We start from the raw sequence: 17,084 nt of genomic DNA, 5'->3' as shown, positions 1-17,084 counted from the left end.
TTGGGGGCCGCTTCCGGCGCCGGCTGTCAAAGCGCTCGGATTGAAGCCCGGCGATTTCACGCGCGGGTGACATCAAGCAAAAGTGTGAGACGCCCGCGCGATTTCCGGGTGCGTTCCAGGGTGCCGTCACTTACACGGCTTGGAATCCCTGACGTCGAACCGGCCCATCGCGCCCGCAATCACGAAATCGTTGTAATCCAGTACCAGCGCGCGGGAGACGCCGTTCTCGAACAGCTCGAACGACATCGCGTAAACCGGCGTCTGCTCGCCGTCTTTCGCCTTGGCGTCGCGGTCGTAATAGCTCACGGTCACGGGCCAGCGGGTCAGCGCCTTCATCTGGTCGTTGGCGGTCGAGGGATCGGGCGTGGCAATGCTTTGGGTGCCCGGGATCGGCTTCCCGATCACCGACAGCGTGTTGTAGACCTTCTCGCCATTATCCGAGCCGTCATAGACCATCAGCTCCAGCACCGACTTGCCCGCCCGCGCGGCGGCGATGATCTGCTGGATCTGCTCGGTCGGGAACACGACCTTGCCGTCGAGCTCGAACGTCTTCGCAACCGGCTGTTTCAGCTTGACCGTGATGCGGTCGCCGACCCGTTCCGCCACGCCGTCGATTGGCGCGGAGTCGGTATCGTTCATGCGGGTGTCGATCTTGAAGCGATAGCTCTTGCCGCCGGCATCTTCCCAGGAACGCGAGCGAAGATCGCTCAGCGTCAGCCTGCCCTCGCCGCTGTCGAGTTCGGACACCTGGCGAAATTCGGAGGTGTAGCCCTCGCAAGCGCTGCCTGAAAAATTGTAGAGAATGCGCCCGCGCGCACCCGATATCGCATTGGATCCGCGCGACTTGACCAGCTTCAATTCATACAGCGCCTGGTGGGCGAGAAATGGCCCGCTGGCGCCCGCCAGCGCTGGACCGCTTGTCAAGCCTGAGAGCAAACTGGCAGCAGCCGAAAATACCAAAGCACGAACCGGAATCGGGAACGAGCTAGCCATGTTCTATTTTTTCCTCGAGGGAGATTCGATTACATTAGTGACGGGTCCATTGCGCCGCAACTAGGGCGGCGCCACGAAAACGCAAGAATTCGAGGCCGAGGCGCGCCGTTTTTGGCATTTCCGGGCACGATCCGCCTCGATCGCCATGCTCGACGGCGGAAGCTCCACCGTCGCTTGCAAGACAAAGCGCGATGCGCGAAACAATGCGCGCCTGACCGCGGGTCAGGAACGGTCACATCAAGCGGGGATGCAAACATGGCGGGTACGGTCGAACAGAAGCTGGCGGCACAAGGTATCGTCGTGAACGAGCCGCGCACCCCCATGGCGAACTATGTCGGCTTCGTGCGCTCGGGAAACCTGCTGTTCGTCTCCGGCCAGGTCTGCGCCGACGCCGAAGGCAAGCTGATCGCCAAGGGCAAGCTCGGGGCCGGCGTCACGATCGAACAGGGATACGCTGCAGCGCAGGGCTGTGGCGTCAACCTGCTGGCCCAGGTCAAGGCGGCGCTCGGCGATCTCGACAAGGTCGTGCGCGTGGTCAGGCTCGGCGGCTTCATCAATTCCGCGCCTGATTTTCTCGACGGGCCCAAGGTGCTCAACGGCGCCTCCGATCTGATGGTCACGGCATTTGGCGACAAGGGCCGGCACGCCCGCACCACCGTCGGCGTTGCCTCGCTCCCCTCGGATGCGGCCGTCGAGGTCGACGCGATCTTCGAAGTGTCCTGAAGCGGAGCGGCTCTCGTGCGCGCGCCGGACTGGCTGACGGCAAGGCCGGTCGCTCATCGCGGCCTGCATGATATTTCGCGTGGCATCGTCGAAAACATGCCGGCGGCCGCGCAGGCCGCCGTCGACGGCAATTTCGCCATCGAATGCGACATCCAGCTTTCGTCCGACGGCGAGGCGATGGTCCATCACGACAATGCGCTCGGCCGCCTCACCGACGGTTCGGGCGCGTTGCTCGGTATGACCGCGGCCGAACTCAAGGCCGTCAATTTCAAGGATACGCCGGAACGGATGATGACGCTCGGCGATCTCTGTTCGCTGGTCGCCGGCCGCGTGCCGCTGGTGATCGAGGTGAAAAGCCATTTCGACGGCGACCGCCGGCTGGTGAAACGGATGGCGGAGGTGCTCGCCTCCTATGACGGCCCGGCGGTCGGGATGTCCTTCGATCCGGATCAGGTGATGGCGTTGCGCGAACTGATCCCTGGCCGCGCCCGCGGCATCGTAGCCGAACACGACTATACCGCCGAGGAGTGGCCGGAAGCGTCAGCGGAACAGCGCCGCGGCATGACGCATCTGCGTCACGCTTTTCGCACCCGGCCGCATTTCGTCGCCTACTGGGTGAATGAGCTGCCCGCGGCCGCGCCCTGGATCGCCCGCAACGTCCTGGGCCTGCCGTTGTTGGCCTGGACCGTGCGCACACCGGAGCAGCGTGCGCAGGCGGCGCGCTACGCCGACCAGATGATCTTCGAGGGGTTCCTGCCGGGAACCTGATGCGGTCAGCGCCACCTTGAACTCGCCTGCCCGATGCACGATCTTTGCAGGGCGTTGGTCGCCATGCGCGCTGGCTGATCGCATGATGGGACCGGTTTGAATTTCTAGATGGCATCATCCGAAATCACCCTCGAAGCCGTCCCCTCCGTCAGCGACATCAAAGCTGCGGATTGGGACGCCTGCGCAAATCCGGCGGGCGACCCGAACGGCCTCGAAAGCCTGGACACGCTGGCTCCACGGAACGGCTCCTGCGCCGCTGCAAAGCCGGCCTATAACCCCTTCGTTTCCCACGCATTTTTTGCTGCCGCCGAGGCTTCCGGCTCGGCCTGCGCCCGCACCGGCTGGGGTCCCAGGCATCTGCTGGCACGGCTCGACGGCGAGATCGTTGGCGTCGTGCCCTGCTATCTGAAAGCCCATTCGCAAGGCGAATATGTCTTCGACCGCGGCTGGGCGGATGCTTATGAGCGCGCCGGCGGACGTTATTATCCGAAACTACAGGTCTCGGTGCCGTTCACGCCTGCCACCGGCCCCCGACTTCTGATCCGCGACGGCGTCGACCGCAAGCAGATCGGCTCGGCGCTGGCGCGCGGGCTAATGGCGCTGTGCAACGCGACCAACGCCTCCTCCGTGCATGTGACCTTCGCCCGCGAGGCGGAAGCGAAGTTGTTGGGTCAGCATGGCTTCCTGCAACGGAACGACCAGCAGTTTCACTGGCACAACGAGGGCTATGGGACTTTCGAGGATTTTCTCACCTCGCTGAATTCGCGCCACCGCAAGGCGATCAAGCGCGAGCGGCGCGAGGCGGTGGCCGCCGGCATCACGATCCACCGCTTGACTGGAGCCGATATCACCGAGGACGCGTGGGATGCGTTCTTCGCGTTCTATATGGAGACCGGCTCGCGCAAATGGGGCCGCCCCTATCTCACGCGGAAATTCTTCTCGCTGATCGGCGAGAGCATGAGTCGCGACGTGCTCCTGGTGATGGCCAAACGAAACGGCCGCTGGATTGCGGGTGCCATCAATTTCATCGGATCGGACACGCTGTTCGGCCGCAATTGGGGCGCCGTCGAGCATCACCCGTTCTTGCATTTCGAGGTCTGCTACTACCAGGCGATCGATTTTGCGATCGAGCGCGGCCTGAAGGTCGTGGAGGCCGGCGCGCAGGGCGAGCACAAGCTGGCCCGCGGTTACCTGCCGCAAACCACCTATTCCGCGCACTTCATCGCCGATCCCGATTTGCGCCGCGCGATCGCAGACTACCTGAAGCGCGAGCGCGCCTATGTGGCCGAAGTCGGACGGGAACTGACCGAGGCCGGCCCGTTCCGTAAGGCCGCCGACGAGACTTGACCGGTTGAGCTGGCGACGTGAGATTTGAGATCAAACCTTGAGGGAAGAAGCCCATGCCCGCCTACGACGCCAACAACCCCTTCGCAAAAATCTTGCGCGGCGAGTTTCCCTGCCACAAGGTTTATGAGGACGACCATGTGCTGGCCTTCCTCGACATCATGCCGCGTTCGCCGGGCCACACGCTGGTGATCCCAAAAGTCCCCGCCCGCAACATCCTCGACATCGCGCCCGACGATTACGCCCATGTCGCGCGCGCCGCCCACAAGATCGCCGCCGCCGCCATGAAGGCGTTCAAGGCCGACGGCATCACCCTGCAGCAATTCAACGAGCCCGCGGGCGGGCAAGTCGTGTTCCACCTGCACATGCACGTGATGCCGCGCCACGATGGCGTGGCGCTACTGCCGCCCGCAAGCCGCAAGGAAGATGTGAAGGTGCTGGAGGACAACGCGACCAAGCTGATGGCGGCGCTGGGGTAAATCGACCACCTCTTAATGGTCATTCCGGGGCGATGCGAAGCATCGAACTATGGTGCGCAATTGCGCACCTGAGAATCTCGAGATTCCGGGTCTGGTGCTGGCGCACCATCCCGGAATGACGCCGCGCCTACTCCCCCTCCACATCCCCGCTCTTCGCCTCCGCCAGCGGCGAGAACTCGCAGCGGTCCGGCTTGACGTCGAGCAGCGGCGTTTCGTCGAGGCAGTCGAGGCCGCGCACCAGGATCGCATTGCCTTCGATGCCGACGAACTTCACGATCGAGGTGCCGATCGGATTGGGCCGCACCGGCGAGCGCAGCGAGAAGGTGCCGCGGGTTTTCCGGTTGTTCTTCGGGCTCTGCAGCACGAGATCGCGGCGCGAGTGATGCAGCCAATAGATCACTTCGAGATTTTCATAGAAATCGACGCCCTTGATGGCGGGCACCCACGGCTCGAAAATCTCCAGCCGGCAGACCGGGCCGTCGTGGCGGCCCTGCCGCGGCGTCTCAAGCCGCGACTTCCAGGGCGTGCGGATGCGGCCGATAAAGACCAGCCCGGCATCGCGGGCCGGCGGCATGTCGACGGTAACTTCGCCCTCGCGGAGTTTGGTGTCCTGAACCATCGCCTAATCCAGTGAGATGGGCACCGATCGCGTGCAACTTTTCTTGTCGGGCGGGACAGTACCGGATTATGGCCCATGCAATCAACCGAGCCACCATTTGCCGGCCAGAAGGATGATCTCGCCAGAGACCACGCCGGCAAAGATCGAGCGCCGCGTCAGCATGAACATCGCAAAGCCGGCCGCTACCGCGCCGTAGCGCAGCCAGTCCGGCACGCCCGCCAGCGCGCCCGGCGGCTGCACCAGGATTTGCGCGATGACGCCGGCGAGAATCGCGGTCGCCACCGCCCTCACCCACACCAGGACTTCCGAGCCCTCGTCGACGCCGGCGCCGAACCACAGCCCGGCCATCCGCCAGATCTCGTTGGGCAAGAAACCTGCAAGCACCAGGACCAACAGCGCGTGCGGGCTGCCGAAAAATTCGCTCATGCGCGCGCCCTCTCCCGCCACCAGTGCACGCCGTAGGCCATGCTGCCGGCGGTGACGCCGCTGATCAGGATGTCGACGCCGGTATGCAGCATCGACACCAGCGGAAACAACGAAAGCCCCAGCACCAGCGCCAGCACATCCGATATCTGCCTGCAGTTGCGCGCCGTCGACAGCAGGAACGCCAGCGGCGTCAGCAGCAGGATCGCCGCCGCGAACAGCGGCGGCAGCTTGGCGGCAAGTGCATAGCCAAACGTAGTCGCGATCATGCATACCGTGACAAGTCCGCAGCCGAGGCCATGCGTGAACGCAATCCGCCGCTCGCGCGGCACCTTTGGCAGCAGCCGATAGCATTCGACCCAAAGCGTGACGGCGATGAAATGCGTCGCCAGCACGAGATGACGGCGCCTGGTCTTGGGCGTCTTCATCAGCGGCAACACCGACACCACCATCGGAAACAGCCGGATCGCGCTCACCGTCACCGCAATCGCTGCCTGCACCGCGGTCGCGCCCGAGCCGAGCGTCGAAATCAGGATGATCTGCGCCGGCCCCGCCCAGACCAGCAGCGTGCTGCCGAGCACCCAGCCGAGGCTGAACTGGCTATCATGGGCCAGCGCGCCGATGCCGAGATAGGTCGCAAACAGCACCAGCGTCAGCACGGTGGATGCGACCGAACTCACGCCCCATGCGAAGGCGCGAAAGGGGCTTTTCCATTGGGGGGAGTCGAGTGGAGGCAGCGCCACGGATGACCGGATGGAGGTTTGAGTCGTCGCGGGGCATAGGGCTGGCGAAAGCCCCTTGCGTCAAGGAATCTAGCTACAGAGCTGTTATGCGTCGGTAAGCCGTTTCCCCGTCATTGCGAGCGAAGCGAAGCAATCCATAGCGCGGCATACCTGATAGATGGATTGCTTCGTCGCTAGCGCTCCTCGCAATGACGGGATCAAGCCTCGTAATCTGGTCTCATCACCCTGGCACGCCCCTGTTTCTCAGCACAAAGCACGCCCCGCCCGCCTTGCGGATGCGGTTGCAGAGGTCGTCTGCCTCGCCGCGTGTGTCGGCGCCGAAGCGTACCTGGTAGAACGTCGCCGGGCCGCGGCTGCGCAGGCGCGAGGCGAGAATGCTGGGGTCGCGATTGCCGATCGCGCTCGAAAGGCGCGATACCGCGCGCCCATACATCGCAAGCGCCTTGTCGCGTGAAAAGCCGGCGGCGAGCTGCACGCCCCACACCTTCGCGGCAGCGAGCTTCACGCGCTGCTCCAGCCCGGCGATAAAGGGATTGGGCGCCTGTTTCAAAAGCGCCATCAATTCGCGGCAGCTCGATGTCGGGATTCGTTCGGGCTGCTTGCCGCCTCGTCCCGCCGCGGCCCACTCCTCAACCGTGGAGCCGGTGATGGCGATCACGTAGCTGCGGGTTTCCTGCGGCATCCCGCCAGTGCCGGCCAGCCATTCCTGCACCCGCCGCGGGCCGGCATTGTACGCCGCGGCGGCGAGCCCGAGATTGCCGAACTGGTTGCGCAGCTCGTCGAGAAACTCGGCCGATTTCGGCAGCGCGTGCACGGGATTGAAGGGATCGAGCAGGCCACGTTCGTTCGCCGTGCCCGGCATGAACTGCGCAATGCCCTGCGCCCGCGCGCCGCTGCGCGTCACCGGCCCGACCGCATCGGACTGAAAGCGGCTCTCCTGCCAGATCACGCGTGCGAAGAACTCCAGCGGCAGATCCGACGCCCTCGCCGCCGACTCGATCATCAGGCACATCGCCTCGCGTGCCTCGCTCTCGCGCGCGGTGGCCGGCTTTTGGCTAGCTGTCGCGCTTGACCGGGTAGCCTCACCCGCGTCCTCGCCGAAGGCGGTCGCAACCGAGGACAAAAGCCATAGCGTGCACCATAGGGCGCGAAGAAACCGATCTCTTTGCATGGCAGTTCGCAATCCGGGAATGCGCATTGCGGTGGAAAACGTTAGTCAAACGATCATGGCTTGCAGGTGGATCCGCCGCCTCTCCGCTGCGCGCGCCCTTTTTGCGTTGCAATTGCTCCTAAATCCCCGCCATCGGAACCGGCGTTAATTTACGTTAACGCCGCATTTTGCGGCGGCCGGACTTTTACGGGCAACAAAGCGGGGTAAAAGTCTCCTCACTTTTTTGGGAGAACTTTCAATGCAGGACCGGCGCGAGAGCGTGCGCGACAAGGTGATGTATGGCGGCGTCGCCGAGATCGGCGAACACGGCGCGACGCGCGAATGCATCGTCCGCAATATCTCCGATCACGGCGCGACCATCGAATTCAGCAATGGCATCCAGTTGCCGAAAGAGCAGCTCTCGCTGCGCATCGCGCGCAAGGGCCGCTCGTTCCTCGCCAGGGTAATCTGGTGGCGCGACAATTTCGTCGGTGTCGCATTCCATGGGCAAAGCCCGGCCGAGCCGGTCTCCGACCTCGAGGAGCGGCTGCGCAGAAGCGAGATCAAGAAGCGGCAACTCGAACGGCGGATCGACGAGTTGCTCAGCGAGCGCTGAGCGCCGACGGGGCCTTGTACGCAACACCATAGACGCCTTACGGTGCAGCGGCCAAACCACGGGATTGCTGGAGTTAGCATGTCTCCAAAACCGCCAGACGACCTGCCCGTCTATCGCCTGCTGACCGGCAAGGATGACGCTGCCTTCTGCCGGCGCGTTTCCGAGGCAATTGAACTCGGATATGTGCTGTATGGCTCGCCTTCCGTGACGTTCAACGGTGAATATGTCGTGGCCGCCCAAGCGTTGGTTTGGCCGGGCAGTTAGGCATCAAAAAGCCGGCGGTCTTGCGACGCGCCGGCTCTTCGTTTCGGATTGAGCCCGGTTATACCTTGACCAGCGGCCCCTTCGACGCCGGCCCCTTGGAGCCGCCGCCTCCGTTCGGACCGCCCGGCTTGGGCTTGCGCTTGCGCGCCCCCGGCAGCTTCTCGGGCTTCGGCGTGACCGGCCCCTCGACGAACTCGAAGCCGATCTTGTCCTTGCCCTCGGCGTCCTTGACCAGCACGACGCGGACATGGCCGCCGCCTTTGAGCTGACCGAACAGCACCTCGTCCGCGAGCGGCTTCTTGATGTACTCCTGGATCACGCGCGCCATCGGCCGCGCACCCATCTGCTCATCGTAGCCATGCTCGATCAGCCAGGCCTTGGCCGGTTCCGACAGCTCGATCGTGACGTCGCGATCGGCGAGCTGCGCCTCGAGCTGCAGCACGAACTTCTCCACCACCATACCGATGACATCGGCGTTGAGGTGAGCGAACGAAACGATCGCGTCCAGCCGGTTGCGGAATTCCGGCGCGAACTGGCGGTTGATCGCCTCATGGTCGTCGCCTTCCCGCTTGTTGCGCGTGAAGCCGAAGGCTTGGCGCGCGAGGTCGGCAGCGCCCGCATTCGTGGTCATGATCAGGATCACGTTGCGGAAGTTGACCTGCTTGCCGTTGTGATCGGTCAACCGGCCGTGATCCATGATCTGCAGCAGCACGTTGTAGAGATCCGGATGCGCCTTCTCGATTTCGTCGAGCAGCACCACGCAGTGCGGATGCTGGTCCACGCCATCGGTCAACAGGCCGCCCTGGTCGAAGCCGACATAGCCGGGAGGTGCGCCGATCAGACGCGACACCGTGTGCCGCTCCATATATTCGGACATGTCGAAGCGAAGCAGCTCGACACCGAGCGAGGCCGCAAGCTGTTTTGCAACTTCGGTCTTGCCGACGCCGGTCGGGCCGGAGAACAGGTAGGAGCCGATCGGCTTTTCCGGTTCGCGCAGGCCGGCGCGCGCCAGCTTGATCGAGGCCGAGAGCGACTCGATCGCCTTGTCCTGGCCGAACACCACGCGCTTCAAGGTCTGCTCAAGGTGCTTCAGCACCTCGGCATCGTTCTTTGACACGCTCTTGGGCGGAATCCGCGCCATGGTCGCGATCGTGGTCTCGATTTCCTTGATGCCGATCGTCTTCTTGCGCCGGTTCTCCGCGACCAGCATCTGCGCCGCGCCGGACTCGTCGATCACGTCGATCGCCTTGTCGGGCAGCTTGCGGTCGTGGATATAGCGCGAGGAGAGCTGCACGGCCGCCTCGATCGCTTCATTGGTGTATTTCAGCCGATGGTAATCCTCGAAATAAGGCTTGAGGCCTTTCAGTATCGCGATCGCGTCTTCCACCGTCGGCTCGTTGATGTCGATCTTCTGGAAACGGCGCACCAGCGCGCGGTCCTTCTCGAAATGCTGGCGGTATTCCTTGTAGGTGGTTGAGCCCATGCAGCGGATGTTGCCCGCGGCGAGCGCCGGCTTGAGCAGGTTGGACGCGTCCATTGCGCCGCCGGAGGTGGCCCCTGCTCCGATCACGGTGTGGATCTCATCGATGAACAGGATGGCGTTCGGATGCGCCTCCAGCTCCTTCAACACCTGCTTCAACCGCTCCTCGAAATCGCCGCGATACCGCGTGCCCGCGAGCAGCGTGCCCATGTCGAGCGAGAATACGGTGGCCGCAGCCAGCACTTCCGGCACCTCGCTGTCGACGATGCGCTTGGCGAGCCCTTCCGCGATCGCGGTCTTGCCAACGCCGGCATCGCCGACGAACAGCGGGTTGTTCTTCTGGCGGCGGCATAGCACCTGGATGGCACGGTTGATCTCGGCATTGCGCCCGATCACCGGATCGATCTTGCCGTCCCGCGCTTTCTTGTTCAGGTTGACGCAATAGGTCTCGAGCGCTTCGCCCTTCTTCTTGGCGTCCTCGTTGCCCTTGGTCTCGGTCTCCTCGTCGACGCCGCGCACGGGGCGCGCTTCGGAGACGCCCGGCCGCTTGGCGATGCCATGGCTGATGTAGTTGACTGCATCGTACCGCGTCATGTCCTGCTCCTGCAGGAAATAAGCGGCGTGGCTTTCGCGCTCCGCGAAAATCGCGATCAGCACGTTGGCGCCGGTGACTTCCTCGCGCCCTGAGGACTGGACGTGTATCACCGCGCGCTGGATCACGCGCTGGAAACCGGCCGTCGGCTTGGCGTCATCGGCTCCGTCAGTCACCAAATTTTCGAATTCGGTCTCAAGATAATTGACGAGGCTGGTGCGCAGCTTGTCGAGATCGACGCTGCAGGCGCGCATCACCGCAGCCGCATCCGAGTCATCGATCAGCGACAGCAGAAGATGTTCGAGCGTCGCATATTGATGATGGCGCTCGTTTGCAATCGCCAATGCACGATGCAGGGATTGTTCAAGGCTTTGGGAAAAAGTTGGCATTCGCGTCCTCTATGGCCCCAGGTCATCATGATCGCCATTACCCGGTGAGGCAACAACAACCTTCGTCGTCCCCTGTCATATAGTTACAGACGATCGTGGCGAAAGACCGGTTCCGCAAGCGTGGTTTTCCTCTAAATTCGCGGCACCACGGCGGCGGCACACAACCTCTCCCCCGAAAAAACTGCCGGAAAAACGGTCGGCGTCCATCAACACCGATCCATGCAATCCCGTTCCTTATTTCTGGCCGGATCGCGAGCCACGCGCGGCTATTTTTTTTCCATCACACATTGCAGTGGGTGCTGGTGCTTGCGCGCAAAATCCATCACCTGCGTGACCTTGGTCTCGGCAATCTCGTAGGTGAACACGCCGCACTCACCGATCCCGTGGTGATGGACGTGGAGCATGATCTTGGTGGCCGCTTCGGCGTCCTTCTGGAAGAACTTCTCCAGTACGTGAACGACGAACTCCATCGGCGTGTAGTCGTCGTTCAAAATAAGGACGCGATAGAGGTTCGGACGCTTGGTCTTCGGCTTGACCTTGGTGATGACCGATGTTGATGGGCCGCCGGTTCCGGCGTTGCGGTTCTCGTCATTGCTCATTCGGGGAGCAGAAGATGACTTTGCCGGCACGGACGGACAAGCTTTGAAGGTTGGCTGCAACATGGCTCAGGCGTTCGAAATTCCAAAAGGGATGACCGGAGAGCGCATCCTGGCCCACACGCGATCGGCTCTGAGGTGAGCCACCGCCTGGTACCCAGTAACGCTTATTCCAGATCGCCGCTCCCGGTCCGACCCGTTGGCCGGATCGGCACCTGGAATATGGGTCCGCCGCCGGATCGCCGCAAGCGCATTGATGTCGCCCTGCCACGTCCCGCGGCCGGCCCGATTCCCGGCTCGGCTATCCGGAGCAAGGTTAATCGTTTCTGCCCGATTTGACAAAGGATCCGGACTGCCGGTTTAGCGGCCATTGAGGGTAGCGGGCGCTTTTGGAAGCCCGACCGGCGGGCTCGGGCTTGACCTGCTTTTAGCGGAGCCGCCGGGACGGAAATACCTGCGGACCCCTCATTGCGGGTTGATCAAGGCGACCTGCACGGCCGGCCCCGGCAACGGCTCGACGATCCCGGTCAACGGCTCGGACACGGACGTGCTTCCTGGGTTCCTTCATCCACGTCAGACCATAATGGACCTTTCCGCACGCGAGCCGGGCCTCGAGTTGGGGTCCTTGCAATCCTCAGAACGCTCGATGGTTGGCTCAACGTAAGCCCGCGCGTAAACGTGCATAGCCACGAGCGGCAACATGAATAGGACCGCTCCGAGCACCATTGCAGGCAGATTCATGTCAACCTCCGTCTAGCGCTGCAGCTCAGCGTGATGATGGAAGCATCAAGACGTCATGTAAGGCATTCGGTGCGCACGGCTAGACTAGTGAAATCCGAAATAGTCGGCCGGCTCAACCAGCGCATCAGCAGGCACAAAGCCGAGTTTTCGACAATATCTGCCATGATCGGGCGCGGCGGCGCGGCAGCGAAGTGACGGTTTCTTGATTGCGATCCCTGCGGCTCACCGCCCCCAGCGTTCCTGCCATAGCTTCTCGCCGATCGTACAAGGTACCCGCGGTTCTTGCTGCGCTACCGGGACAGTCGGCCGCTCCGGCGTCCGGCCGGCGATTTCGAGGACAAGCTTGGTCCGGATCGCTTCCTTGAATTTGTCGCGGTCCTTGATCGACACCGCAAAAGAGCCGGGACCACCGATGACGCAATCCTCGTAATAAACATCGAGATTATCGATATCCGTCGACGAAAAGGACGGCTCCTTCACCATGATCGGCAGGCCGTTGATGATGATTCCCTTTGCAAGCGCCGCCTCGCGCGGGCCGGTGACGGGTTCGCCGCTGTTGTTCGGGCCGTCGCCGGAAATATCAATGACGCGACGCAATCCGCGGTAGGGATTCTCCTCAAACAGCGGCATCGCGAAATTGATCGCGCCGGAGATCGAGGTGCGGGAGCCACGCCGAACCGGCGTCTTCATGATCTCGTTGGCGACGGCGTCCGCCGTTTCCGGGCCGTCGACCAGCCGCCAAGGAATGATGATCTTCTGGTCACCCGATGCCGACCACTCGAAATAGGTCACGGCCACCTTGCTGTTGGGGCCGTTTTTCAGGGCCTGCAGGAATTCCTTGGAGACAATGGCCTGTGCATAGCCCTCGCGCTGGACGGCGAGTTCGTCCAAATCCATTGAATAGGAGACGTCGACGGCAATGACGAGTTCGACGTCAACCAGCACCTTATCTTCGTTGTCGGCCAACTGGGATTTCTGGGCCGGCGCGGCAATGCCAGCAACGTGGCCCCCCATCATCAGCCCCGCGACAAGCACCGCCCCGATCGAAAGATACCAGCGCATGGTGGTCCTCCCAGTCGTTTCATGAGGATGATGCCACGCAGAAAGTGGCCGCGATGCGGCGGCCTGCACACCTCATATCCTAGGCGGAAATTGCAGGATATCGTAGGGTTTAGCCTCCACACAGGTTCCGGACGGCTGCGCACAAGACGTACGCCATCGACAGGAACCCGGCAGCCTTGCCGAGCCCATGCGCAATGCAATGACCGAATGGATCTGACTGTCCGCACCGAGCCGAAATCGATCGCGCGCCCACGGCCGGCTCGAAAGGCGACCGAAGCGCCGGTTCATCTCGTTGCCGCAGTTCTCATAGCTTCTGCAATCTTCGTCGCCGATACGCTGACGCGATTGGAAGTCGCGATCGCCGTGCTCTACGTCGCGGTCATACTGATCGCTATTCGCGTCTTCGAGCGACGAGGCGTGCTCGTCGTCGCGCTGGCCTGCGTCGCCCTGACGATCCTGAGCTATTTCCTGTCGCGCGAAGAAACATCCCCGGCGTCAGGCTTTATCAATCTCGTTATCAGCCTCTCGGCCGTCCTGGCGTCGACCTACCTTGCGCTCAAGAACCAATCGGCCGCGATTGCACTTCATGAGGCGCAAACGGAGCTGGCGCACGCCAACACCTGAACCATACCTCATGCCTGATCGTCGACGTTCGCATGCCGAACATGACCGGGCTCGAACTGCAGTCCACATTGCGCGCCAGAGGACTGACGACACCCATCATCTTCATTACCGCCTTCCCCGAAGACGCCGAGCGCGCCCGGGCGTTTGACGCGGGAGCCGTCGATTTCCTGACCAAGCCGTTCGATGGAAAGACGATGCTCCGATGCCTGGCGGCGGCATTGAAGGGTCATGGCGAGGAGACAATCGGACAGTACCATGATCCCTGATGCCGATGGGCCGAGTAGCGCCGAGGCCGTCACTGAACATCTATGTCCCATGAGCGATCGAGACGACCAGCATGAACTACATTCGAACGCTGCTTGCTGCATTCGGGTTCGGGCTCACCTTCGCGTTGCCGTTGTTCGCGGTACACCTTTACGCGAGGACGTTCATCGTACCGACGATCGAGCGCTCCGACGATTGTCAAGACCCGAAGTCTCGGCCCGGCTCGAGAGCGCAGATATCCATCGTGCAGCCCGCTTGAAAAGCGTCGATTGATCGCTGGCGGGACGCGCTCTAGAACACACCATCCGTGGGGGTTGGGGATGAAACGAATTCTTGCGATCGGAAGCGCCGTCGCTGTCTTGAGCTGGTCTCCTGTCAAGGCGGCTGACCTGCCACTGAAAGCGCCGGCACTAAGGACGCTGTATAACTGGACCGGATTCTACGTCGGCGGTCACGTCGGCTATGGCGATGCGAGCTTCGGGCCCGGCACCAATCCGCTGCCCGAACAAGGCGTGTTCTTCCCGCATAGCGCCACCGGCCTGATCGGCGGTTATCAACTCGGCTACAACAGACAGTTCGCAAACCGTGTCGTCCTCGGCATCGAAGCGGATGCGACCTTCACCAGTCCGTTGGATGTCCCTGCCCTGACGGCGACGCCCTTTCACACCACGATCGACTATGTCGGAACGATCCGCGGCCGCGTCGGATACGCGTTCGACCGCATCATGCCCTACGTCACCGGCGGCTTCGCCTGGGGCCATACCCATATCAACGTCAACGATATCGATGGCAACGCCTTGTTTCCGGTCGGCCGCTATCATGCCGGCTGGACCGCGGGACTTGGCGTCGAATTCGCGCTGAGCGGCAACTGGAGCGCCAAGGCGGAGTACGAATATGTCGGCCTTTCCCGCCAAGCTTACGACCTGAGCGAGTTCGGGCTGCCCAATGTCAACGTCGATCCGCGCATTCATCTGCTGAAGTTCGGCCTGAACTACCATTTCGGCGACACGCCGTGGATGGCGCCCGTCAGCAGCAAGCCGCGGCTGCCGGAATCCAGCGACTGGAACGTCCATGCACAGACGACATTCCTGCCTCAAGGCTATGGTCCCATCCGCTCGCCCTATGCCAGTCCCCTCAGCCTGCCGGGCAGCGGGCAATTGCAGGCGACCTGGACCACGACGGCTTTCCTGGGCGTCCGGCTCTGGGAGGGCGGCGAATTCTATTTCAACCCTGAGCTTGCTCAGGGCTCCGGTCTCAACGGCACGCTGGGCCTTGCCGGCTTCTCGAATGGCGAAGCGCAGAAGGCCGGCGCGCCGTTTCCAAAGCTGCGTCCGCAGCGCTATTACTTCAAGCAGACTTTCGGCCTCGGCGGTGAGCAGGAAGAAGTTGCCGACGGGCCGAACCAGCTTGCGGGCAAGCGCGATGTCGACCGCATCACTGTGGTCGTGGGCCGCTTCGCCGTCGGCGACTTCTTTGACGGCAACGCCTATGCAAAGGACCCACGCCTGGACTTCATGAACTGGGCGATGTGGGCGTCGGCGGCCTACGATTTCCCCGCCGACCTGCCCGGCTATACGCGCGGCGCGGTGGTCGAGTTCAACCGGAAAGACTGGGCGGTGCGCGCCGGCCTGTTCCAGGTGCCGTCGGCGCCTAACAGCGATGTTCTCACCTTCAAGACCGGCGGCACGGTGGTCGAGTTCGAAGAGCGCCACACCATCTTCGATCAACCCGGCAAGTTGCGCGTCGGCGCATTCGCAAACAACGGCAACACGGCCAACTATCGCGAGGTCCTGGCGCTCGCTGCAGCAAATCCCGCGCTCGATATCAACGATATCGTCGGCGCGAACCAGCGTGGCCGAGGTAAATACGGCTTCTACGTCAATCTCGAGCAGCAGCTCGTCAACGATGTCGGGCTGTTCGCGCGTGCGAGCTGGAACGATGGACAAAACCAGATCCTGTCCTTCACGGACATCGACCGCAGCCTGTCGGGCGGCCTGTCGATCAAGGGCAGCTACTGGGGTCGTCCGAGCGATACGATCGGTATCGGCGGCGCCGTCAACGGACTTTCCGCCGCGCACCGCGATTTCCTTGCCGCCGGTGGCATCGGTCTCCTGATCGGCGACGGACGACTCAATTACAGCCCCGAACGGATCTTCGAGGCTTATTATTCCTGGAAGCTGAACACCTGGACGGCGCTGACCTTCGACTACCAGTTCATTACAAACCCCGCCTACAACGCCGATCGCGGACCGGTCTCGATCTTCTCGAGCCGCCTGCACGCCGAGTTCTAGCCACAGGCGGGCTGAAGTTTGGCCCCCCAGAGGAATGAACCGTCCCTGTCCGTCGGTAGCGAGCGCCGACCGCGCGGCGTGCCTACGCTTGCAATGATGGTGACGCCGTGAAATCGGCGACGCAAATACTGCAAGAAAAAACCCGGCCGTCGCGGCCGGGTTTTGTCTTGGAAGCGCTCGCTCGAATGAACGATAAACGCGAGCCGTTAGTGCGCGGCCGGGGTGAACTTCGCGACCAGGCCTTCGTAGGGCTTGTAGGCCTGCTTGGCGAGGTCGGTGTAGAGGCCGGCAATCTTCTGCGATTCCGCGACGAAAGTTTCGTAGGAAGAACGCGCAAATTCGGTCTGGGCTTCGAGCGCCTTGTCCAGCGACTTCACGCCGGAGAGCTTTTCGACAAACGACTTGGTGTCTTCGAACGACTTCTTCGCGTAGTCGCCATAAGCGGTGGCGATCGCCTGAACGCCGCTCTGCACGTTGGTTGCGGAAGCGGCAACCGATTCGAGATGCTCTTTGCCGTAGTTCTGAATGTCTTCAATTTTGACCATCATGGAGTCCTTTCCCAGACTGAGCGTTCCTATTGCCGGGAGGTCCCGGCTCCCTGACCACAACGCCCCTATATGTGCACCGCACAATAAAGTCAAGGAATCTTGTGCGACGCACAAATTCGGTCAATTAACGAAAACCCCGGGGTCTTACGCAACGGTTAATTAATCTTTTGGAAACTCGCTCCGCCTAACCTGATTCCTGGACTTGTTCGCCTTCCGACAGACAGCCCGAAAGCTGTTTGTGAACAGCATCTTAGCTAGAAAAGCGACCTGATCGGCCACTCCAGCCTCACATCATGGCCGGACCGGCGCTTCGAACGGGGAACCATCAGCGGCTGGTGGGCACAATTTTGCCTCACGAGCCGGTGATCAAGACAG

18 protein-coding genes are annotated in these 17,084 nt (G+C 62.4%); 9 read left to right on the top strand and 9 right to left on the bottom strand.

Going from position 1 to position 17,084, the window contains the following annotated elements; genetic code table 11:
* Positions 1-126 precede the first annotated feature (126 nt).
* Positions 127-993 carry a cell envelope integrity EipB family protein gene (locus tag YUO_RS0100870; protein WP_028345596.1) on the bottom strand — a complete coding sequence of 289 codons (867 nt, stop codon included), beginning with the start codon at positions 991-993 and terminating at the stop codon, positions 127-129.
* Between the two features lie 255 nt (positions 994-1,248).
* Between YUO_RS0100870 and YUO_RS0100865 the strand changes: the two genes are divergently transcribed.
* The 4 genes from YUO_RS0100865 (at position 1,249) to YUO_RS0100850 (ending at position 4,307) form a co-directional block, all read left to right on the top strand.
* Positions 1,249-1,716, top strand: a complete 468-nt coding sequence (locus tag YUO_RS0100865; RefSeq protein WP_028345595.1) for a RidA family protein — start codon at positions 1,249-1,251, stop codon at positions 1,714-1,716.
* 15 nt (positions 1,717-1,731) lie between these two features.
* Positions 1,732-2,484, top strand: coding sequence for a glycerophosphodiester phosphodiesterase (locus YUO_RS0100860; RefSeq protein ID WP_028345594.1), 753 nt, complete (start codon positions 1,732-1,734; stop codon positions 2,482-2,484).
* A gap of 108 nt (positions 2,485-2,592) precedes the next feature.
* Positions 2,593-3,831, top strand: a complete 1,239-nt coding sequence (locus YUO_RS0100855; RefSeq protein WP_028345593.1) for a GNAT family N-acetyltransferase — start codon at positions 2,593-2,595, stop codon at positions 3,829-3,831.
* A gap of 53 nt (positions 3,832-3,884) precedes the next feature.
* On the top strand, positions 3,885-4,307 hold the full coding sequence (locus tag YUO_RS0100850) for an HIT domain-containing protein (protein ID WP_028345592.1): 423 nt from the start codon (positions 3,885-3,887) through the stop codon (positions 4,305-4,307).
* A gap of 127 nt (positions 4,308-4,434) precedes the next feature.
* Here the strand turns inward: YUO_RS0100850 and tsaA are convergent, their stop codons facing one another.
* The 4 genes from tsaA to YUO_RS39450 all read right to left on the bottom strand — a co-directional run bounded on the left by tsaA (position 4,435) and on the right by YUO_RS39450 (position 7,263).
* Complete coding sequence (tsaA, locus tag YUO_RS0100845; RefSeq protein WP_028345591.1) at positions 4,435-4,926, bottom strand: tRNA (N6-threonylcarbamoyladenosine(37)-N6)-methyltransferase TrmO; 492 nt, start codon at positions 4,924-4,926, stop codon at positions 4,435-4,437.
* A gap of 81 nt (positions 4,927-5,007) precedes the next feature.
* Positions 5,008-5,352, bottom strand: a complete 345-nt coding sequence (locus tag YUO_RS0100840) for an AzlD domain-containing protein (protein WP_028345590.1) — start codon at positions 5,350-5,352, stop codon at positions 5,008-5,010.
* Positions 5,349-6,092, bottom strand: a complete 744-nt coding sequence (locus tag YUO_RS0100835) for an AzlC family ABC transporter permease (protein ID WP_028345589.1) — start codon at positions 6,090-6,092, stop codon at positions 5,349-5,351. The genes YUO_RS0100840 and YUO_RS0100835 overlap by 4 nt, the downstream gene beginning before the upstream one ends.
* Positions 6,093-6,312: 220 nt before the next feature.
* Complete coding sequence (locus YUO_RS39450; protein ID WP_083754421.1) at positions 6,313-7,263, bottom strand: lytic transglycosylase domain-containing protein; 951 nt, start codon at positions 7,261-7,263, stop codon at positions 6,313-6,315.
* 238 nt (positions 7,264-7,501) lie between these two features.
* On the opposite strand from YUO_RS39450, the gene YUO_RS0100825 reads away from it, so the two are divergent.
* Entirely contained in the window at positions 7,502-7,858 is a 357-nt protein-coding gene (locus YUO_RS0100825; protein WP_028345588.1) for a PilZ domain-containing protein, read from the top strand.
* 78 nt (positions 7,859-7,936) lie between these two features.
* Positions 7,937-8,122 carry a DUF1737 domain-containing protein gene (locus YUO_RS0100820; protein ID WP_028345587.1) on the top strand — a complete coding sequence of 62 codons (186 nt, stop codon included), beginning with the start codon at positions 7,937-7,939 and terminating at the stop codon, positions 8,120-8,122.
* A gap of 58 nt (positions 8,123-8,180) precedes the next feature.
* On the opposite strand, the gene clpA is transcribed toward YUO_RS0100820, so the two are convergent.
* From clpA to YUO_RS0100795, 3 genes are all read right to left on the bottom strand, one after another.
* Positions 8,181-10,583 (bottom strand): ATP-dependent Clp protease ATP-binding subunit ClpA, encoded by a 2,403-nt coding sequence (gene clpA / locus YUO_RS0100815; RefSeq protein ID WP_028345586.1) that lies wholly within the window; start codon positions 10,581-10,583, stop codon positions 8,181-8,183.
* 266 nt (positions 10,584-10,849) lie between these two features.
* The gene (gene clpS, locus YUO_RS0100810) at positions 10,850-11,182 is read right to left on the bottom strand and encodes an ATP-dependent Clp protease adapter ClpS (protein WP_028345585.1); all 333 of its coding nucleotides are present in this window, start codon (positions 11,180-11,182) and stop codon (positions 10,850-10,852) included.
* A 960-nt stretch (positions 11,183-12,142) separates the two neighbouring features.
* The gene (locus tag YUO_RS0100795; RefSeq protein WP_028345584.1) at positions 12,143-12,982 is read right to left on the bottom strand and encodes a DUF1194 domain-containing protein; all 840 of its coding nucleotides are present in this window, start codon (positions 12,980-12,982) and stop codon (positions 12,143-12,145) included.
* A gap of 207 nt (positions 12,983-13,189) precedes the next feature.
* Here YUO_RS0100795 and YUO_RS44415 point away from each other — a divergent pair, with 207 nt between their 5' ends.
* From YUO_RS44415 to YUO_RS0100775, 3 genes are all read left to right on the top strand, one after another.
* Entirely contained in the window at positions 13,190-13,606 is a 417-nt protein-coding gene (locus YUO_RS44415) for a hypothetical protein (RefSeq protein WP_028345583.1), read from the top strand.
* The gene (locus YUO_RS44410) at positions 13,603-13,872 is read left to right on the top strand and encodes a response regulator transcription factor (protein ID WP_283806400.1); all 270 of its coding nucleotides are present in this window, start codon (positions 13,603-13,605) and stop codon (positions 13,870-13,872) included. The genes YUO_RS44415 and YUO_RS44410 overlap by 4 nt, the downstream gene beginning before the upstream one ends.
* Before the next feature lie 318 nt (positions 13,873-14,190).
* Positions 14,191-16,161 (top strand): carbohydrate porin, encoded by a 1,971-nt coding sequence (locus tag YUO_RS0100775; protein ID WP_051379163.1) that lies wholly within the window; start codon positions 14,191-14,193, stop codon positions 16,159-16,161.
* 206 nt (positions 16,162-16,367) lie between these two features.
* On the opposite strand, the gene YUO_RS0100770 is transcribed toward YUO_RS0100775, so the two are convergent.
* Positions 16,368-16,706: a phasin family protein gene (locus YUO_RS0100770; protein WP_028345580.1), complete on the bottom strand. Its 339-nt coding sequence runs from the start codon at positions 16,704-16,706 to the stop codon at positions 16,368-16,370.
* Positions 16,707-17,084: the final 378 nt, after the last annotated feature.

This window comes from Bradyrhizobium murdochi, assembly GCF_000472965.1.
In the GTDB taxonomy this organism is placed as follows: Bacteria; Pseudomonadota; Alphaproteobacteria; order Rhizobiales; family Xanthobacteraceae; genus Bradyrhizobium; species Bradyrhizobium murdochi.
The sequence above is the reverse complement of the archived record's forward strand: the minus strand, read 5'-3'. Positions and strand labels throughout refer to the sequence as shown.

Excerpts from the sequence above, each read along its gene's own strand:
- YUO_RS0100770 (WP_028345580.1), bottom strand. The coding sequence starts at position 16,706 with ATGGTCAAAATTGAAGACATTCAGAACTACGGCAAAGAGCATCTCGAA.
- tsaA (WP_028345591.1), bottom strand. The coding sequence starts at position 4,926 with ATGGTTCAGGACACCAAACTCCGCGAGGGCGAAGTTACCGTCGACATG.
- YUO_RS0100825 (WP_028345588.1), top strand. The coding sequence starts at position 7,502 with ATGCAGGACCGGCGCGAGAGCGTGCGCGACAAGGTGATGTATGGCGGC.
- YUO_RS0100865 (WP_028345595.1), top strand. The coding sequence starts at position 1,249 with ATGGCGGGTACGGTCGAACAGAAGCTGGCGGCACAAGGTATCGTCGTG.
- YUO_RS0100820 (WP_028345587.1), top strand. The coding sequence starts at position 7,937 with ATGTCTCCAAAACCGCCAGACGACCTGCCCGTCTATCGCCTGCTGACC.
- clpA (WP_028345586.1), bottom strand. The coding sequence starts at position 10,583 with ATGCCAACTTTTTCCCAAAGCCTTGAACAATCCCTGCATCGTGCATTG.
- YUO_RS44415 (WP_028345583.1), top strand. The coding sequence starts at position 13,190 with ATGGATCTGACTGTCCGCACCGAGCCGAAATCGATCGCGCGCCCACGG.
- YUO_RS0100840 (WP_028345590.1), bottom strand. The coding sequence starts at position 5,352 with ATGAGCGAATTTTTCGGCAGCCCGCACGCGCTGTTGGTCCTGGTGCTT.
- YUO_RS0100855 (WP_028345593.1), top strand. The coding sequence starts at position 2,593 with ATGGCATCATCCGAAATCACCCTCGAAGCCGTCCCCTCCGTCAGCGAC.
- YUO_RS39450 (WP_083754421.1), bottom strand. The coding sequence starts at position 7,263 with ATGCAAAGAGATCGGTTTCTTCGCGCCCTATGGTGCACGCTATGGCTT.
- YUO_RS0100795 (WP_028345584.1), bottom strand. The coding sequence starts at position 12,982 with ATGCGCTGGTATCTTTCGATCGGGGCGGTGCTTGTCGCGGGGCTGATG.
- clpS (WP_028345585.1), bottom strand. The coding sequence starts at position 11,182 with ATGAGCAATGACGAGAACCGCAACGCCGGAACCGGCGGCCCATCAACA.
- YUO_RS0100870 (WP_028345596.1), bottom strand. The coding sequence starts at position 993 with ATGGCTAGCTCGTTCCCGATTCCGGTTCGTGCTTTGGTATTTTCGGCT.
- YUO_RS0100850 (WP_028345592.1), top strand. The coding sequence starts at position 3,885 with ATGCCCGCCTACGACGCCAACAACCCCTTCGCAAAAATCTTGCGCGGC.
- YUO_RS0100775 (WP_051379163.1), top strand. The coding sequence starts at position 14,191 with ATGAAACGAATTCTTGCGATCGGAAGCGCCGTCGCTGTCTTGAGCTGG.